The sequence below is a fragment of the Paenibacillus montanisoli genome, from assembly GCF_003268025.1.
In the GTDB taxonomy this organism is placed as follows: Bacteria; Bacillota; Bacilli; order Paenibacillales; family Paenibacillaceae; genus Paenibacillus_Z; species Paenibacillus_Z montanisoli.
Genome location: NZ_QLUW01000003.1, coordinates 360,752 through 377,887, shown reverse-complemented (window position 1 = coordinate 377,887; position 17,136 = coordinate 360,752). Strand labels below are relative to the sequence as shown.

Below are 17,136 nucleotides of genomic sequence, written 5' to 3'. Positions count from 1 at the left end.
ATTAGTCGGAACCGGTCTTGTCCTGCTGCTGCAGCTCCCGGTATTTCCCAGGCGTCACACCCTCCAGCTTCTTGAATGCCCGGATGAAGACGACGTCATTCTGGTATCCGACTCTGCGCGCAATGTCCGCGTTCGTCATCTCCTTGTGACCCATCAGGCTCTTCGCCCGCTCCATCCGTTTGCGCGTGATGTAATCCATCAGATTATGGCCTTGGTGCTTCTTGAAGAATGTGGATATGTATTGCGGCGACATATCGAATTGGCCGGCGATCATGGCGAGCCCAAGGTCCGGATTGTCCACGTTGCGCCCGATCAATTCGAGGATGTCCTGCAGCAGCCGCACATGATGATCCGAGCGTTCCACATTGAACGAGCGCGCAAGCGTCTCGTACAGCTCCTTCGTCTTGACGTGCATGCCTTCTGCCGTCGGGTAGCTGAATACGGTTTTGATCGGATCGAAATCCGCGCCAAGCTCCGCTTCCAGACTCGTATTGGCGGAGTTTAAGATTTTGAGAAGCGTGCTCGTCAGGTTGAAGAATAAGCATTTGCCGAGCTCCGGCGTAATATGGGCCGCGCCGAAATTCATGGAATAGATCTTCTCCAGCAGCTTCCCCGCATTATCGGCATCGCCGCTGCGGACGAAATTGATGAGCTGGATTTCGATCTCTAGCGGATAGTAATAATGCTGCTTCGTATCGACGATATCCTGATAATGAATGATCGACTTCTTCCCCAGGATGAGCCTGTACTCGAGCGCCGCAACGGCTTCCGGGTAGGAATCGCGTATCGCCTTCGGCCCGTTTTGAATACCTCCTGCGGCTACGGTGAGCTCGATGCGGAACTTCTCCGCGATCAGGGTGAACAGCGCTTCGGCGAAGCTGCGGATATCGGCTTCGGCGCGGCCCGCATCCGCCCCGTTCAAATTGATAAGAAAGGCCAGGCTGTCGCGGTTCAACTCAACGGAATAGCCTCTGTGGGCAGGCTCGATCAAATCGGCGCCGATGTTGGAAACGATGAACCGGGCATGCGCCCATTGCCGCTCGGATTCATCCTCCGGAATGCCCGAAATGCTCTCGATCTTGACGAGAACGACCGCGAACCGGTCGCTGATGAACGACAGCTCCATGAAGCCCAGCTTCCCCGCGCTTTCCGCGGAAACGTCCACATCCATGTAGCCGTGGATAAGCCGGGACAAGTAGTTCGCCCGAATGAACGGCGTTTGCTGCGCAAGCGCGTTTCGCAAGCTTTTCTCTTCCAGGATCGAGCCGGCGATCGTTTCCCGGATAAATTCGTATTCGTTGAAGGCCGGCCGGCCGATGATTCCTTTGCCGCTCATGATCGCATGGACCGTCTTCTGCAGCGGTTTATAGTTGCGGTAAGCGCCTGCCGACACGGCAATGAGTCCCGCGATTACGCAGAACGCGAACAGCCAGGATGACCAGTTCTTGATTTGGTCCACCTGTTGCATGAACACGCCATTCGGGGTGACCGATATGTACTTCCAATCCGTTTTCTGGGAAGAGTTGAAGGATACCATCTGATCGGCGCCCTCAAGCCGGTATTCGAACGGAGCGTTCGTTAGCTCGATGTTGCCAAGAAGCTCGCCCGGGAGCGGCCTATCGCTCGTACTCATGATGGTTCGGCCCTGACCATCCACGATATAAATTTCGCTGTGGCTGGCCGTCTCGATCTGCGCGAACATCTGCTTCACTTGTCCGACATCAATCAAGGCGAAGAAATTGCCGAGGCGATTGGATGACGAGATGAAAGGCAGCGTCTGCGCGTACAGGACGACATTCTCCGGCATGTATTCGGCTCCGCCGGCTGACGATTCGGGACGGGCCAGCGCTGCCGCAGGCAAATACGTCATCCGATACTCGCTTGTCAGAAGCTCATCCCTCCATTGCGTGTAGGACATGCCCTTGAAAGAATAGTAGGTGTCGTAAAACGAGCGTGAATCGGCAACCAAGTCCTCTTTCACAATCGTATCGCTTGTCGCGAAATAGACGTAGTAATCGAAAATAAAGCTGCTGACGAGGTTGCGGTACCGCCGCATTTTGTCATGAAGATCGACGAAGTTGTATTGGTCGGAGCCGTCGGCACCTGCTGGAATTTTCAGCATGTAATCCAGCTTTGGGTCGAGTGCGACCTGGCGCATGAGCTTGTCCACTTCAGACAGCTTCTGATCCAGCGACAGCCTGAGCTGCTCCAGCATGGCCGTATTGGAGAGGTTTGCGTTCGTCCTGAGGCTTTTTTCCACTTTGGCGTACAAAAAAAGGCCCATCGCGAGCGGGATGAGCAGAATGAGCAGGTTAGTAACGATCATTGTCGTTAGCGCGCTCTTGCGGCTACCGATTTGCAACAAGCGTAGCGGCTTCTTCAATCCGGCAGCCCCCATTTCGAATAGGATTTCTTTTATTCTAAATGAAAACGCTGTCTTGAAAAAGCCTCAAATGACCTATTCTAGCTATTTTTTGGGAAGAATGCCTTCATCATGGGCGGCGTAACGATGGTCGTGATCAGTACGACGACAACTAATACCGTTAACAGGTCCGCGGTCAGCAGCCCTGCTTCTTGACCGATCGCGGCGATAATAAGGGCAACCTCGCCTCGCGAGACCATTGCCGAACCGATACCCAATGAATGTTTCCAGTCGAACTTTGCCAGCCTGGCACCTAACGAAGAGCCGATTATTTTAGTTAATATCGCAAGCAAACTCAGTCCAACGATTAACCCATACTGTGAAGACACCCCCTCAAACTGAACCTTCACGCCGATCGACGTAAAGAACACGGGAACGAATACGGCATAGCTGATCGTTTCCACCTTTTCCGTCACCTCATGCTTGTAACCCGTCAGACTGATGGACACCCCTGCAATATAAGCGCCGATAATCGCGGCGACGCCTGTATACTCCGCAAAATAAGAAAGGGAGAAGCAAACAATGAGCGCTGCCGAAATGATGCTTTCCGTCACGCGCAGCGGGGCGAATTTATGTAGAATCCATGGTACGGCTTTCCACCCGAATGCGATCGCAATCAGAAAGAAGGCGATTTTCTTCAGAATGACCAGTCCGAGATTCACATCGCCGCCGGCTAAGCTCATCACAAACGCGAGCGCTATGATAACAAGCACGTCATCAATGACAGCCGCCCCGAGAATCGTCGTTCCTTCCCTCGATTTAAGCCGTCCCATTTCCTTCAGCGATTGTACGGAGATACTAACGCTTGTCGCGGACAGCAGTAACCCGAGGAATACGGCTTGCAGCGGCGGAAGATCAAGCAGCGCGCCCGCCGCATAACCGAGTGCAAGCGGTACGATTACGCCGCCTATACCGACATATGCGGATGCGATGCCGGTTCGTTTAAATTCATCCGTATCCGTTTCCAGTCCCGCGATAAACATCAGCAGGATAACGCCGATCTGGCTAATCTCATCCAAAACTTCGGTCCCTTTGATGATTCCTAGCACAGCGGGCCCTAACAAAATTCCGATAAGCAGCTTCCCGAGCACTGCAGGCTGGCGAAGCTTGACGCTTAGCTCTCCCGCAAGCTTGGAAGCTAATAAGATGACTGCGATTTGAAGAATCAGCATGCCGCTCACTGTCCTATCTGTGTGGTTTTGAGCAAAAAATAAAAACCTAAGCCTATATCGGCTTAGGTTTTCTCCGGGTCAGTTACGGTATGCAAGAAGGATTGAATGTCCCTGTAATATCTCCAGTAATCACAGGATTCATTTTCTGGGTACATCCGAATAGAAATATCAGCGCAAAAACTGAAAACCATATCTTTAGCATTAAACCATCACCCCAACGTGTCCCGCTAGTTTAAAAAATCAACTTTATAAACTCTTGTGCTGATTCCGATTTCAGCCTGTAAAGATTAGTGGTTCCCTGTTGAATCGGTGCAATTTTCACTTCTTGTTTTTCTTTATCAATCCAAACAAAGTAAGAGTTTAATGCATCAACTTTAACATCTGGGTCATAGTTAATTCTAAGAATATAGTCTTCTTCAGGTGTTCGATTCGGAGTAGTAGGCTTTAATAATTCCCCAAGCCGTTCTGCTTCCTCAATAGCAATGCAATCAACAAAATACTTATTGAGAAAATGGATAATACCAGTTCCACGATTTTTTTCAATATTAGTCCTTCTCCTATTCCATCAATCGAAAAATTCCCAAATTTCTGTAACACACCTTGAATGCGGCAGATAGTAAACTCTCAGCCTTTTCCCTTGAGCGCAACAGACCGCCCACAATAGGCGGCCTGTTCTTGTTGTGCCATCGTACCCATTAGCGGAACGAACTTCGCTTCGTTTATTGACTATTAATACCTCCCGTTTCTTTTTTGATAAACCAAAGGTAAAACTGACGTGAAATATAGAATGTAACCAGCAACGTGATCCAAGTCCAGTACCACTGCCAGCGAATGAAGTGAATTAGTTGTGTGTAGTTCTCTAATAAAACCTCCAACGCTGTCATCCAACTCGGAAAAAGCATATACCAAAAAAGCTTATGAAATGGGCCCTTGTCTTTTGGAAAACGTAGGTTAAACACAATGCAAATGGCTGGGTAAATAAAATATTCAAATGAAAAACTGGTCCGAGTTGCATAGGCAAACTCGCGAACAGGGTATTCAATAAGTTTTAACTCGACTACAGAAAGACCTAACGTCCACGTTAAAACTTGCTTAAACATAAAAATGATCCATGCTTCACGAATTTTTTTGCGCGGGGTTGTAAACACCACAAGACCTATGGTAACGATCCAGATCAAAATAAGAATTATACGTTCAAGAAGCATCAATCAGCCATCCTTATTTCTTGTTTATCCCTCATTTTCCCCTTGTTTTATCCAGATAATCAAATTGGTTCTGTTGGCAAATAATTTGGTATGCCCGTATCGACTACCCATGGCGGAACCAAGGAGAAAAAGCCTGTATCTTCGATTACTTGGTAATCGAAGATACAGGCTTTTAATTTCAATATATTTAACTAATAAGCGGTTTTCGTTTCCTTTTTACAATATGCCTTCTTTCATTGCCCCGTAAACAAGCTGGGAGAATAAGCTGTTCGACCAAGCGAACCAGCTCCGCGTATAGACGGACGGATCATCCGCAAGGAAGCCTTCGTGCATGTATCCCGTATCCGCATCGGTCCGTTCCAGCGTTGCGATCATCGCCAGCTTCTCCTCCGCAGTGAGCGCGGTTATCCCCTGCATGGATAAGGCCATGTGCCACACATAACCGGGAGGCGTATGCGGACTGCCGATCCCGCGGGCCGCTTTCCCCTCGTAGTAGAACGGGTTCTCTTGACTGAGGGCAAACGCTCTCGTCCTTTGATAGATCGGATCATCCGCACCGGTATACCCGATATACGGAATGGACAATAGCCCCGGCGTTCCGGCATCGTCCATGAGACAATAGTTGCCAAAGCCGTCCGTCTCATAGGCGTAAATCGGCCCCAGCTGCGGATGGCGGTAGATCCCGTACAATTGAATGCCGTGCCTGATCTCTTCCTCCAGCTTCCGTAGCGAAGCTTCCAGCTCCAGATCGCGAAAAACCCATTGAGCCATCTCGCGCATGCGGCTAAGCGTTACGGCTGCGAACATGTTCGAAGGAATATTGTAATGAAAGTCGCAGGCATCGTCGCTTGGACGGAAGCCCGACCATATCATGCCCGTATAGTTGACCGGCATGCCCAAACCATCGTTGCGGATCGAATCCTCCGGAATGCCGTTGTCGCGGGTAAACCTGTACGGCGACAGCGCTTCGTGCCGCTGTTCCGTACGCCAAAGCTGCAGAATGCGGTTCATGGCAAGCTTGAATTCCGAATTAAAAATATCCGTAAGGCCGGTTTCCTTCCAATACGCGTAAGCCAGCTTCATCGAGAAGCAGATCGAATCCAGCTCAAACTTCCGCTCCCACACCCAAGGCGACATTTCCGTCTGGTCAGCTGCATCCCAATGCCAGTCATTCGCGGTTTCATTGAACGCATTCGCATACGGATCGATCAGAATGCAGCGGACATGACGCTTGATCAAGCCGCCGATGATACGCTGCAAATCAGCGTCTTCCCTAGCAAGAGGGACATAATGAATGACTTGCTCGACGGAGTCGCGCAGCCACATCGCCGGGATATCGCCCGTAATGATGAAGGTCGTCCCATCGTCCATCAGCTTCGTCGTCGTATCGAGCGTATTCGGATAGCAGTTCCGAAACAGCCGCGCCAGCTTAGGCCGGTGGGCGAGCTTGTTCTCCGCCTCCGCCAAAACGGCTTCAACCGAGCGCGGCAGCGCTAGAGGCGGCATTGCAATCTTAGGCAATCTGAATTGTTCCATGCTGCGAGTCCCCTCTCTCCTATTCCTTCACCGCGCCGATCGTCAGGCCTTGCACGAAATACCGCTGGAAGAACGGATACGCCAAAATAATCGGACCGGTTGCCAGCACGACCATCGCCATCCGGGATGTATCCTGCGGCATATTTTGCAAGATGCCGGAGCTGAGCGATGCGTTGTTCGAGTTCTGCAAAATAAACTGCATGCTGTTCTCAATCCGCATCAGCATCGACTGCAATGGAACCAAATCCGGATTGTCGATATAAAGCAGCGCATTGAACCAATCGTTCCAATACCCGAGGGTGCTGAACAGCGCGATTGTCGCGATGCCCGGCAGGGAAAGCGGAAGCACGAGCCGGATGAACGTCTGAAACTCTCCGGCTCCGTCGATCCGGCCGGACTCGATGATGGCGTCCGGCACCATCGTGCTGAAGAAGGTCCGCATAATCATGATGTAGAACGCGTTGACCGCCATCGGCATGATGAGCGCCCAAATGGAATCCTTCATATCCAGCAGCTGCGTCACGACGATATAAGTCGGAACCAGGCCGCCGTTGAACAGCATGGTGAAAAAGGCGATGAAGCTGAAAAATCCGCGGTATTTAAAGCTTTTCCGGGAAATGGCGTAGGCGTACAGCGTGATGATGCACAAGCTGATCAGTGTGCCTACGATGGTAACGAACAAGGTCACGCCGTAAGAACGAAGCAGCGAATCTCCGGTTTGGAAAATATAGTGATACGCGTCAACGCTCCACTTCTCAGGGATTAACCGGTAACCATTCCGGGCGAGCGTATTTTCATCGGTAAATGAAATGATGAGGACGAACAGAAACGGAAAGACGGCGATAATCGCCAGCGATGCGGCGATCACATGAAACAGAGCGTTCGCAACCGGCGACAGCTGATGAAAATCACGGGTTCTTCTCTTAAGCAAAGCGGTTCCTCCTTCCTGTTACAATAAAGCATTGTCCTTATTGAATTTGCGGACGATAGCATTCGATGCGATGATGAGGACAAAGCCGACGAAGGACTGGTACAGGCCCGCTGCGGTGCTCATGCCGATCTCGCCCGTCGTTTTCAAGCCGCGGTACACGTAGGTGTCGATGACGTTCGTCACGCTGTAAAGCGCGCCGGAATCGCGCGGCACTTGGTAGAACAAGCCGAAGTCGGCGTAGAAAATCCGGCCGATCGCGAGCAGCGTCAGGATCGTCATCAGCGGCGTCAGCATCGGGACGGTAATGCTGCGGATTTGCTGCCACTTGTTTGCCCCGTCGATCATCGCCGCTTCATAGAGCGACTTGTCGATCCCCATGATGGCCGCCAGATAGACGACGCTGTTATAGCCGATCGACTTCCATAAACTAATGAGAACGAGCATATACGGCCAAGCGGTGCTCTCGGAATACCAGCTCACCGGATCCTTGCCTAGGGAGGTCAAAATATGATTCAATACCCCGCGATCCGTGCTGAGAAAGCTGAATACGAAGTAACCGACGATAACCCAAGACAGGAAGTACGGCATGAACATGCCGGTCTGATACAGCTTGGACAGCCGCTTATTGACGATTTCCGAAAGAATGACCGCCATCGCGACGGAGAAGAATAAACCAAGAACGATAAACACGACGTTATACAGCACCGTATTGCGCGTAATGATGTAAGCGTCGCTCGTGCTGAACAGAAACTTGAAATTTTGCAAGCCGACCCATTTGCTTTCCAGAATGCTCGCCAGAAATCCGTCGCGGCTGTAGCGGTATTGCTTAAAGGCGATCACCGTGCCGGCCATCGGCAGATAGGAGAAGAAGAAGAACCAGATTGTCCCCGGGAGCACCATCAGTAGCATCGCTTTATTTTTGATCAGATCTTTGAAAAAGGTTTTAAGCACGGCTGTCAGGCTCCTTCCTGCATGCTTGACTCAAAGTGAAGGAGGCGGACGCATGCATCCGCCTCCGTTCTTTGGGTTTCGCTTCTTATTGTGCTGCTTTCCATTCATCCAGCTGACGCTGCGCTTCTTCGATGATCTTGCCGAAGCCTGCCGCATTCAGCTTCTCTACCGCTTTCGGCAAGTACTCGTCCGGTTCAACGGTACCTGTATAAAGCGCGGACATGAACTCTTCCTTCACGTTCTGAACGGCTGCAAGCTCTGTCGCTACTTTGGAACTGTCAAAGTTAAAGCCGAGCGTAGGCGCTTTCTTGCCTGCGGAGTTAAACTCCTTAAAGCTTTCCCACTTATTATCCGGATCGCTTGGGTTGAGGTATGTCAGCATAATGTTTCCAAGCGAGAACGTCGGCATATCGTAGTTCTTGGAATCCGCCAAGTTCTCCATCCGGTTGTCGGCTGTCTTCTTGTAGTGAACGCCTTCAATACCGGAGTCGACCAGGTTGCGCAGGTATGGGTCCGTGTTCAGCAGGTTCAGGAACGCCATTGCTTTGTCCGGATGCTCGGAATTCGCGGAGATCGTTTGCAGCGAGCCCATAACCGACCAGTTGTAGATGATCGAGTCGCTGGCCGGCGTCGATACGACCGGATAGCCGTAGCTGGAAGACCATGCGTTGTCCGCAAACGGTTGCGTCGCCGCACGGTCCAGGAACCATTTGCCCGCTGTTTGCAGGTCGCTGACGGAGGTCGTTGTCGCCGCTTCCGCGGAAACATAGCCCGCTTTGTAGTACTTGCGCATCGTTTGCAGCGCTTGCTTCATCTCAGGCGTTTCGAGTACGTTGACCACTTTCAGGTCGGTGCTGTCGAGCTTAACGCCCATCGGCAGACCTTGAATAATGTAATCGTACGGCACATACGGCACGTAGTTCTTATCCAACGCGAATGGCGTAACCGTTGGCTCGTTTGCTTTAATCGTTTTGAGCAATGGCTCCAAGCTCTCAAGAGAGCCTACGCCCTTGATGTCCAGCTTGTATTTATCCAGCAGGTTCTTGTTAAAGCGCCATACTTCTTGAGCCGGAAGCTCCTTGTTTGCCGGGATGCCGTAGTTGTGTCCGTCAACCTTGGAGCCTTGGAGGAACGCGGGATCAAGAACCTCCGTGATGCCTTTGCCTTCCTTCTGCAGCAGCTCGTCGAGGCTGGCGAAAGCGCCTTTTCTCGAATTTTGTACGTAATCGAACGCCCATGATGCCGAGAACATGATATCCATCGGCTCGCCGGAAGCGGTCATGACCTTCATTTTCTGGTCGTAGTCGCCCCAGTCGAGCATGTTCATTTTGACCGTTACGCCGATTTTCTCGGACGTGTATTTATTGACTTCAGCCATAACTTTGTCTACGTCTTTCTGTGGAGTACCGATGGTGTACCAAATGAGTTCGACAGGCTTTTCAGTTGACGTTTCCGTATTCGAATTGCTTGCCGCCGTATTGCCGCCGTTATCCGCGTTTTTCCCGCATGCGCTAAGCACCATGCCTGCCGAAAGCAGCAGTGTCAGACCGTACAACACGCTCTTCTTGCTCTTGCTTTTGATTCTCATTGCTTGACCCTCCTCGTAGGTGATGAAGCTTATATGTGATTACTGCTTGTCTTTACTTTACGCCGTGAAAACACTTTCATATAGACAACAAACTAAATATAAAGTGTACAAAATAAAGAAAGGGCTTTCAAAATGAAAAAACGGCCTTGCCCGAAGCAAAGCCGTTATATGCCGCAGCCGTCACAGCAGCTCTCTGTACTCCATCGGCGAGATGCCGACGTATTTTTTAAACTGCTTATAGAAGTACCCGGCTTCCCAGTACCCGACTTCTCTGGCGATATCCTGAACCTTAAGCTGAGACTCGCGCAGCAGCAGCTTCGCTTGCTCGATCCGGTATTTGTTGATATAGTCCGTGAACGATTCCTTGACCTCTTTCTGGAACAGCTTGCCTAAATAGACTGGATGAACGTGAAACTGGCTGCCCAGCCCCTTCAGCGACAGCTCCTTGGCATACGATTCGTGAATATGCTTCAGAACGGTCTTTACGATCGGGCTCTTGCTGTCCTGAACAAGCGATTCGACGACAACATCCGCCGCCTGCTTGACGGTGTCGGCCAATTCGGTGATGTGCTCCAAGCTTTGCGCTTGCTCGAACCAGCTTCGGAACAACTCCGGCTCCTCCAACCCTTTGATCTGCTGCAGCTCCATCTTGAAACGAATCAGCATCTCGACAACGGCCTGCCGGACATCATCCGGGGTCATGCCGCCGATTTGCTGCATGCGCTTGAAATCATCGTCGATTTGCGCGAACAGCGCCTCCTTATCTTTGGCAACTATCCACTTGGAATATGCGGACCAATCGAGCGCAAACTGCCCCTCTGCTTTGTCCTGCGCTGCAGGAAGCTGCTCGTAATCGACCATTTCATCGCTCGGGTAGAGAATAAAATATTGCTGTGCCCGCTTCGCCTCCTCATAGCTGAGATGCGCCTCATCCGACATCCGCCGCGGGCTTCCCAACGATAGGAGCGCAGACGGCACTAGAGCTTTGATCCGGCTTAACAGCTTGACTTCATGTCTCTTCCCTTCTTCTTTCTCTTCAATTGGAATGATCAACACACGGTCGCCATCGATATCGCGAAACGGAATGATGGCAGGCAGCCCTTCTTCGGCATGCGTAGAAACGAGGCTCGATTCCAAGAGATGCGAAGCCGGCTCATCCGCACGAACAACCGCTATCAGCACATAGGGAGCATCCAACTTTAGCTGAAGCAGCCGCGCGCGCTCCTCGAATTCCTGGGCGGCAATCGATCGGGTCAACCAACGATAGAGAACATTGTCGGTTAGAATCCGAATGTCGTACGGACTAGGTTTCCGTTCCGGCACTGCCGCATCCAGCTTGTTAACCGTGCTGGCCAGCGTTGATTTCAGCTCCTCCAGATTGATCGGCTTCAGCAAGTAATTCTCAATGCCAAGGCGCATGCCTTCCTTCAGGTAGGCAAACTCATCAAATCCGCTGAGCACGATGACCTTCAGCTCCGGCTTCAGCTCGCGCACGCTGCGAATAAGCTGCAACCCGTCCATCATCGGCATCGAAATGTCCGTTATGAGCAGATCCGCGGGCGTGTGCCGAAGCAGTTCCAGCGCGTCCTTGCCGTTGCCCGCGTTCCCTACGATTTCAAGGCCGTAGCCAGCCCAGTCCACAATGTCGTACAAGCCTTCGATAATAAACGGTTCGTCATCCACAATAAATACTCTATACGTCACCGGTTAATTTCCCTCCAGTCGTCGGAAACCAAAGCGTAATTTCAGTGCCTTCGTTCTCCGTGCTGTTCATCTCGATACCATACAGATCGCCAAACAACAGCCGCAGCCGTTCGTACACGCTGCTGATGCCGAAGGATTCGCTGTGCGGCTCAGGCTGATTCAGCATCCTCCTAACCTTCGCGAGCTGCTCGCTGCTCATCCCTTTGCCGTTGTCCTCGATTAGCACATGAATGAATGCCGGGTCATCCTGCTTCACCCGAATCGCGATCGCATTATCGATGCGATCCGTGCGAATCCCGTGGACGATGTAATTTTCCACGAGCGGCTGCAGCAGCATTTTAACGATCGGCACGCTTTCAAGCCGTTTATCGCATTCGATCGTGTAGGCAAACTTATCTTTATACCGGATCCGGAACAGCTCCAGAAACATCCGGCATACCTCCAGCTCATCCTTCAGCGTGTAAACCTTCTTGTTTTGAACCGTATTCTTGAACAGCACGGACAGACTGTAAATCATCTCGCCCACATCGCCCGCCCCCTGCGAAATGGCGCGCATCCGGATCACTTCCAACGTATTGTACAGAAAATGCGGATTGACTCTCGCCTGCAGCGCCGCCAGCTCCGTGTGCTTTTGCTTGATTTCCGCTTTATACACGCTGTCGATATACCGGTTCAGCTCGTCGAGCATATCGTTGAAATTCCTGGATATTTGGCCGAGCTCGTCCTCTTTCGTATCCTGGATCCGTTTGGTCAGCTCTCCGCCCTTCACCAGGTTCATGAACCGCAAAATTTGATTCGTCCGTTTGGCGTAATTGATGACATAGACCGACGGAATCAGAATAAGAACCAAAATACAGATCAAGCTGATCATGATGGTCGTTCTCTTCAAGACACCGTAGGATTCAGCAAGCTCGCTAATCGGCGTAATGCCGACAACGCGGTAGCCGGCCTTATTCGAAGCAAGCATGTTGATATAGGACTCTTCCTCCAGCATGACCTTCTGGTAGGCATTATTGTTGATCTTTTCGGCGTACGGATATTTCTTGCCGTAATAGACGCCTGACGAATCAAAGACGACTTGTCCGTCTGCCGTAAGCACGAGCAGGCTGCCTCTCAAATCGTTCTTGTAGCTGGAAAGCGCCTTCATCAAGCCGTCCGAATTGTAGTAGACGACCATCTGGCCGATTTTCTTGAGCGTAATGATATCGGTAATCGGCACGTCCACGGCGTATAGCCTCGGATCCTGTTGTCCGATTAATTTCCGCACCCATTTGTTCGGTACGGAGACATCGTTATGTCCCATCGCCATAGCATCCGGAATATAGGACAAGCCGGCTTTGGCCGTGTACTGCTTCAACGTCTTCTGCGTGTTATAGGCGTAGAGTAGCTGCTGTTCGTCGCTATACAGAATGAGATTCCGGATATCGTGATCCGCTTCGATCTTCTTCCGAAAATATTCGATGCTGTCTCCCGAAGCCTTCGCGCCGCTTATATCGAAATGGTCGAGCCGGTATTTCAAATATTGCTCGATCGGATGCCGCAGCAGGTAAGTCACGCTGCCGTTCAATGCGTTATCCGACAGCACGTCCGTAATGATCGATTGAGCGGACTCATATTTCCCGCCCAAATAGACGTCGACGCTCTCCATCGCTTTCTTCTGTTTGTCGAGCTCGCTTCGTATAATCGACTGCGACATGAAATCATACATCAGATAAGAAAAGGCAATGATCGTCGTAACCGTGATAAAAGCAAACAGCAGAATCATCCGCGAGAACGATTTATTCTGAAGATATTTCTTATACATGGCGCGCATACGGTATTCACACCCTTCTAAGCCCATTATTGTACCCATTTGGTGCTGCTTACACAAGTGTAGGTTGCTGGGTGGGATGTTAGGGGTGGCAGTATGCAAAAAAAAAGCCGAGCATCTTTGACGATGCTCGGTTTCGTGAATGAGATGGACTAGCCTTTGCTGCCAGAACGGGGAGAAGGTGAGTAAGCAACCGCGTCGATTTCGATCAGGTAGTCGCCGATGCCGCTGACGACGGTCGTTCTGGCCGGATAGGGTTTTGTCATCAGCTCCGCATACACGCGATTGTATGCCGGCAAATCGTCCGCTTTGCTCAGATGGACATCCATCTTGACGATATGTTCGAGCGTGAGACCGGCCTCCTTTAAAATGATCTCGATATTCGCAAACGCCTGTCTCGTCTGCTCCTCGATCGTTGGCCCCGCAAGCTCGCGGTTATGCGGAAATACGCCAACCTGCCCTGAAACATACACCAGATCGCCTGCGATAACCGCATGCGAGAACGGCAGCGGAAATTGCGGCGCTTTATCGGACCATATTGCAATAGACATGGGTTACATCCTCCCTAGATGGTTATGTGATTTTTCCTCGAGCATCCACGGCAATTTCATGCTCCGCTTGGCCGCCTCGCACGCCGATCAACCGCTCATGCAAATTGATCATCGGGCACACGTGATTAGGCACAATATGAAGCTGCTCGCCGATTTGGAAGCGCACGCCCGGAGGAACATGCAGCCAGCCGTGTTCTTCGTTCATGCGTTCGATATAAACGTCCGGATTGTCCCGGAGAATGCCATAGCCGGAGCGGTGTGCATTCAGATCGCTGGAGAACGTTTTCGAGCCTCCGTCGACGAGATAGGTCCCCTCGCGCGGGTGGCCGACTACCGTCACGGCTACATGCACGGCGCACTGCTCGTTCGTCATCGAACCGAGCGACAGCTGAATGCCATCGCCGAACACATAAGTGCCTGGCCGCATTTCAGTCACGCCAGTCAGCTCGCCTATGAACATAGAGGTCGGTGTGGAGCCTACGCTGATCTCCTCGATTTCAATGCCCTCCCTCTGCAGCATGCGCTGCGTCTGGACCAAGCTTTCCGCCTCATTACGGGCGATCGCGCGCACCTCTTCGGCATCCGGCTTGCCGTACGAATGCCCCGCATGGGTCATCAGTCCGGCAACCGTTACGCCAGGCATCCGGGAAATGTGCTTAACGAGCGCCGCCGTTTGCTCGCCCGGTTCTCTCCCGCAACGATTCAGCCCCGTGTTTACATCCACGTACAGCCGGATCGGACGCTTCAGGAACTCTCCGAGATCGGACAACCCTTTAGCCGTCAAAGGATCGTCCGTACTCACCGTAACGGCTGCCTTGGCCGTCAATCGGCCGAGCCTCTCCAGCTTCGGCTTGCCCACGATCGGATAAGCGATCAGAATATCCGAGATGCCGGCATCGGCCATAATCTCCGCTTCGCCGAGCTTAGCTACAGTAATGCCGGCCGCTCCATACCGGAGCTGCTGCTTTGCGATCCATACGCTCTTGTGCGTCTTCACATGCGGTCTTAGCTTCACTCCCGCTTGCCGCGCCTTGTCCGCCATAGCGCTAATGTTGCGCTCCAGGACATCCAGATCGACGAGTACAGCGGGCGTATCCCATTGAGTTTCCACCCAAGCCACCTCCGATGCGTTCTTATCGCTTATCCAGTTACCGCCACCAGCTGCTTTCCTTCTCCTCAAGCACTTCGATGGAAAGCTTGTTCCAATCGTAGTCGATTTCCTTCCCGTTCATCAGCCATCGGCTCGGACAAGTCGTCTCCAGCCAATCCAGCGGTTCGGCGGGCTGCTGCTCTATCGCTGCCATTTCGAAGGCGCGGCGAAGCTCCGCTTGCTGTTCCCGGGTCGTTGAATTCGGCGCAACGGACACAAAGAGCGGCGTTCCGCTGCCCGCCAGCAAATGCAGCCACTGCCGGTTCAGCTCCCACGGCACTTCCTTCGTAAGTCCCAGACAATCCGCGTCATGGCTGTAAAAGGTGTTATGCTGCGGCATGCGGAATGCCATCGTATTGACGCCCATGTAACGCGTCCGCTCCCACCATCTTCCGCTGGTGTCGTCTCCCGTGCGCTGGATTTCGAACAAACCGGCCGACAAATGGCTGAACGTATTGCAGCCGATCACGTCCGCTTGGCCGGAAGCTTCCGCGATTGCCCGATACAGGTCCAACGTGATCTCCGCGGTAGTTCGTGAACCGTCACGGAATGCTTGCGGGAGCGAGTTAGGCTTCGATTTCATCGTAAATCCCCATTGGCCGAGCAAATCGAACGTTGTAAAATCATGCTTCAGAAGCTCAAATCCCCAGCCGACCATACTCTTCACCGACCCGCGGACGTGTTCGATCACCTCAGGGATGCTCGGGTCCAGCACGTGGCCGTCTGCCGTCGTGTAACGAATCCAGCCGGCCGGCACGTCTTCCGCCGTCAGCAGCGGACGGCACCAGAGCCCTGGCTTTACGCCGAGCCCCTTCATCTCTCCAGCCAGCCTTTCCATGTCCGGAAATTTGGCATTCCCTACCCAAGGTCCGCCGTTGCCGCCTTTACCGCTAATGTACTGCCATCCATCATCAATCACCATGTAAGGGCGGTTACTTGCATGCGACGACAGCGACGAGATAAAACGAGAGTCTTCGAGAATGGCTTCATGCGAGCTGTTTCCATAGGCATAGTACCAATTGTTTCCGCCGTAAACAGGCTGCTTCGGCAAGACGGGCTTCTCGCAAAGCACCGAACAAAAGCGTTTGGCCGCTTCAAACGGGGATTCGCCTTCTTTGCCGCGCATCGTCATTATTGTGGCAGCCTGCAGCCGGCGCTTGCCTAACCGCACGCCCGCGTTTCCGCTTGTGACATCGGCAGTAAGAGTCAACCCGCCCGTATCCAACTGCCAATAACAGAACGAGCGGGCTCCCGTCATGACGCCAAAGCCATCCGTCCGAACCCCGTTATGGGCCAGGAAATACCACGGCATCGCCCGTTCCGCCACGATCCCGCGCCATTCCAGATCGCCGTACGCCCGCTCCCAATGATCGCCTAAAATTCTCAAACTGCAGGGCGGCGGCTCGTTCCAGCGAAGCTTGATCGTTCGAATTGGCGTAACGGGCGCTTCCAGGACGACCGCAGTAGCGTCTCCTTCTTTTTCCAAGCTGATTGCAATTCCAGTTGTTCCCCATTCTCCTTCTCGAACCCGTTCCAGAGCCTTCCATTCGGTATCCGTTTGCACAAATACTTGGGACGGTTCGGTTTGAGCGGTTATTTCGATCATCTATGTCAGCTCCTTGTGGAAGATTCAGGATACCTTCATCATGCGGCAGGCCTCAAGAAAAGTAAATAACGTTTTCGGTAGAGACGACGACTCAATCGCCGAATATTTCACTGGACAATCAATCATAATAGCAGGGTCTTACATTTAAAGGAGGTAATTAACACCCATGCATCAAAACCAGCTTCTCGCCCAATGTGAAAGCTTGATTCAGCAACTAACGCATCAAACGCAGCAAGCATCCATGCAGTATCAGCAATTGCTGAGACAGGAGCAAGCCAATGCCATGCAGCTTGAACAGCTGGCGCAACGCGAGCACCAAGCTTCGCAAATCATTCAAACTGCCTTGCAAGGCCATCAAACCGCCATTCAGCAGCTGCAGCAAATTTCCCAATTGTGCAACCAGCTCTCCAACTCAGCAATGCATATTCCGCCTAACTATATGACCGCTCCTCAATACAATCAGTCTCCTGGCCTATACAACAGATCCAATCCAACCTTGATGTAGGTCCG

The 17,136-nt window shown here is 52.1% G+C and carries 13 protein-coding genes; 1 reads left to right on the top strand and 12 read right to left on the bottom strand.

Annotated elements, in window-relative coordinates:
- Position 1: 1 nt before the first annotated feature.
- The 12 genes from DL346_RS17640 to DL346_RS17585 form a co-directional block, all read right to left on the bottom strand.
- Positions 2–2,365 (bottom strand): helix-turn-helix domain-containing protein, encoded by a 2,364-nt coding sequence (locus tag DL346_RS17640; RefSeq protein ID WP_240633267.1) that lies wholly within the window; start codon positions 2,363–2,365, stop codon positions 2–4.
- Between the two features lie 98 nt (positions 2,366–2,463).
- Complete coding sequence (locus DL346_RS17635; protein WP_112883463.1) at positions 2,464–3,594, bottom strand: cation:proton antiporter; 1,131 nt, start codon at positions 3,592–3,594, stop codon at positions 2,464–2,466.
- A 719-nt stretch (positions 3,595–4,313) separates the two neighbouring features.
- Positions 4,314–4,799 (bottom strand): CBO0543 family protein, encoded by a 486-nt coding sequence (locus tag DL346_RS17630; protein WP_112883462.1) that lies wholly within the window; start codon positions 4,797–4,799, stop codon positions 4,314–4,316.
- 216 nt (positions 4,800–5,015) lie between these two features.
- The gene (locus tag DL346_RS17625) at positions 5,016–6,335 is read right to left on the bottom strand and encodes a glycoside hydrolase family 125 protein (RefSeq protein WP_112883461.1); all 1,320 of its coding nucleotides are present in this window, start codon (positions 6,333–6,335) and stop codon (positions 5,016–5,018) included.
- A gap of 19 nt (positions 6,336–6,354) precedes the next feature.
- Positions 6,355–7,266, bottom strand: a complete 912-nt coding sequence (locus tag DL346_RS17620) for a carbohydrate ABC transporter permease (RefSeq protein WP_112883460.1) — start codon at positions 7,264–7,266, stop codon at positions 6,355–6,357.
- Between the two features lie 18 nt (positions 7,267–7,284).
- On the bottom strand, positions 7,285–8,175 hold the full coding sequence (locus tag DL346_RS17615) for an ABC transporter permease (RefSeq protein WP_112884030.1): 891 nt from the start codon (positions 8,173–8,175) through the stop codon (positions 7,285–7,287).
- A gap of 127 nt (positions 8,176–8,302) precedes the next feature.
- Positions 8,303–9,805 (bottom strand): ABC transporter substrate-binding protein, encoded by a 1,503-nt coding sequence (locus tag DL346_RS17610; RefSeq protein WP_112883459.1) that lies wholly within the window; start codon positions 9,803–9,805, stop codon positions 8,303–8,305.
- A 180-nt stretch (positions 9,806–9,985) separates the two neighbouring features.
- Positions 9,986–11,509: a response regulator transcription factor gene (locus DL346_RS17605; RefSeq protein WP_112883458.1), complete on the bottom strand. Its 1,524-nt coding sequence runs from the start codon at positions 11,507–11,509 to the stop codon at positions 9,986–9,988.
- On the bottom strand, positions 11,499–13,322 hold the full coding sequence (locus tag DL346_RS17600; RefSeq protein WP_112883457.1) for a sensor histidine kinase: 1,824 nt from the start codon (positions 13,320–13,322) through the stop codon (positions 11,499–11,501). Before DL346_RS17600 ends, DL346_RS17605 begins: the two co-directional genes overlap by 11 nt.
- Before the next feature lie 149 nt (positions 13,323–13,471).
- The gene (locus DL346_RS17595; protein ID WP_112883456.1) at positions 13,472–13,870 is read right to left on the bottom strand and encodes a RidA family protein; all 399 of its coding nucleotides are present in this window, start codon (positions 13,868–13,870) and stop codon (positions 13,472–13,474) included.
- A 22-nt stretch (positions 13,871–13,892) separates the two neighbouring features.
- Entirely contained in the window at positions 13,893–14,981 is a 1,089-nt protein-coding gene (locus DL346_RS17590) for an alanine racemase (protein ID WP_112883455.1), read from the bottom strand.
- Between the two features lie 37 nt (positions 14,982–15,018).
- On the bottom strand, positions 15,019–16,626 hold the full coding sequence (locus tag DL346_RS17585; protein WP_206098545.1) for an alpha-amylase family protein: 1,608 nt from the start codon (positions 16,624–16,626) through the stop codon (positions 15,019–15,021).
- A 166-nt stretch (positions 16,627–16,792) separates the two neighbouring features.
- Here DL346_RS17585 and DL346_RS17580 point away from each other — a divergent pair, with 166 nt between their 5' ends.
- Entirely contained in the window at positions 16,793–17,131 is a 339-nt protein-coding gene (locus DL346_RS17580; RefSeq protein WP_240633264.1) for an AMP-dependent synthetase and ligase, read from the top strand.
- Positions 17,132–17,136: the final 5 nt, after the last annotated feature.

Bases quoted from the DNA above. Each gene is read 5' to 3' on its own strand.
- DL346_RS17580 (WP_240633264.1), top strand. From the start codon at position 16,793: ATGCATCAAAACCAGCTTCTCGCCCAATGTGAAAGCTTGATTCAGCAA.
- DL346_RS17610 (WP_112883459.1), bottom strand. From the start codon at position 9,805: ATGAGAATCAAAAGCAAGAGCAAGAAGAGCGTGTTGTACGGTCTGACA.
- DL346_RS17600 (WP_112883457.1), bottom strand. From the start codon at position 13,322: ATGCGCGCCATGTATAAGAAATATCTTCAGAATAAATCGTTCTCGCGG.
- DL346_RS17595 (WP_112883456.1), bottom strand. From the start codon at position 13,870: ATGTCTATTGCAATATGGTCCGATAAAGCGCCGCAATTTCCGCTGCCG.
- DL346_RS17630 (WP_112883462.1), bottom strand. From the start codon at position 4,799: ATGCTTCTTGAACGTATAATTCTTATTTTGATCTGGATCGTTACCATA.
- DL346_RS17625 (WP_112883461.1), bottom strand. From the start codon at position 6,335: ATGGAACAATTCAGATTGCCTAAGATTGCAATGCCGCCTCTAGCGCTG.
- DL346_RS17585 (WP_206098545.1), bottom strand. From the start codon at position 16,626: ATGATCGAAATAACCGCTCAAACCGAACCGTCCCAAGTATTTGTGCAA.
- DL346_RS17615 (WP_112884030.1), bottom strand. From the start codon at position 8,175: ATGCTACTGATGGTGCTCCCGGGGACAATCTGGTTCTTCTTCTTCTCC.
- DL346_RS17635 (WP_112883463.1), bottom strand. From the start codon at position 3,594: ATGCTGATTCTTCAAATCGCAGTCATCTTATTAGCTTCCAAGCTTGCG.